The sequence below is a fragment of the Acidovorax sp. KPB24-03 genome (assembly GCF_057546605.1).
In genome coordinates this window covers 1-743 of sequence record NZ_BAAJYR010000857.1, presented here as the reverse complement: position 1 = coordinate 743, position 743 = coordinate 1, and the positions used below count along the sequence as shown (strand labels likewise).

The window sequence follows — 743 nt, the reverse complement described above, 5'->3', positions numbered from 1 at the left end:
CGGCAGCGCCCTACCTGCATTTGGTCGCTGCGCAGCTATGCATACATGGGTGCATTCGCCTGGCTGTTCGCTGGCGGGCACGGGCGAGACGGTGATCGCGCCGCTGGTACCTGGTGCTGCGCAGCGCGGCGTGCAGTTCGAGTTCTTCACAAGTACGAAACATCCGCGCTGTCGGCGGACGGCCAGTCGGTGGCTGCCGTGCAGATGGGCGTGCAGGCCACCCTGGTGAAGCCGGATGCGCCCTACGAACCGCTCGTGCCGATCGAAGGCCTGCCAGCGTGGCCGTCCGGGCCCTGCTACGACCAGTTGGTGGAAGGCGATGCGCTGCGCGAGCAGGACATCGACCTGGAGTCGTACTGGACGCCCTGGAAGAACGTGGGCCAGAAGACCCTGAAGGCCGGCGAAGATTTCGACCAGGTGGTGCTGGCCATCGCGGTGGGCGCCGTGCCCTACCTGTGCAAGGAGTTGCTGGCCGCGCGTCCCGAATGGCGCGCGATGGTCGAGAAGGTGCCCACCGTGCAGACGCAGACCATGCAGGTCTGGCTGAACCGCAGCACCACCGATCTGGGCTGGGACATTCCCCTCAAGAACCCCACCGACACGGTGATCGGCGCCACCTACATGAACCCGCTGGATGGGCAGGTGGACTTCACCCACCTGCTGCAGTGGGAGTCGTGGCCGGCCAGCCAGATGCCCAAATCGCTGTGGTACTTCTCGGGCGCCATGGCCGACTACGAGCCGCC

Annotated in this window: 1 pseudogene; it reads left to right on the top strand. The window is 66.4% G+C overall.

Annotated features, from left to right (window positions below):
* Nucleotides 1-45: 45 nt before the first annotated feature.
* Nucleotides 46-743: pseudogene (locus tag AC27KI_RS26470) on the top strand (hypothetical protein); the annotation flags it as partial.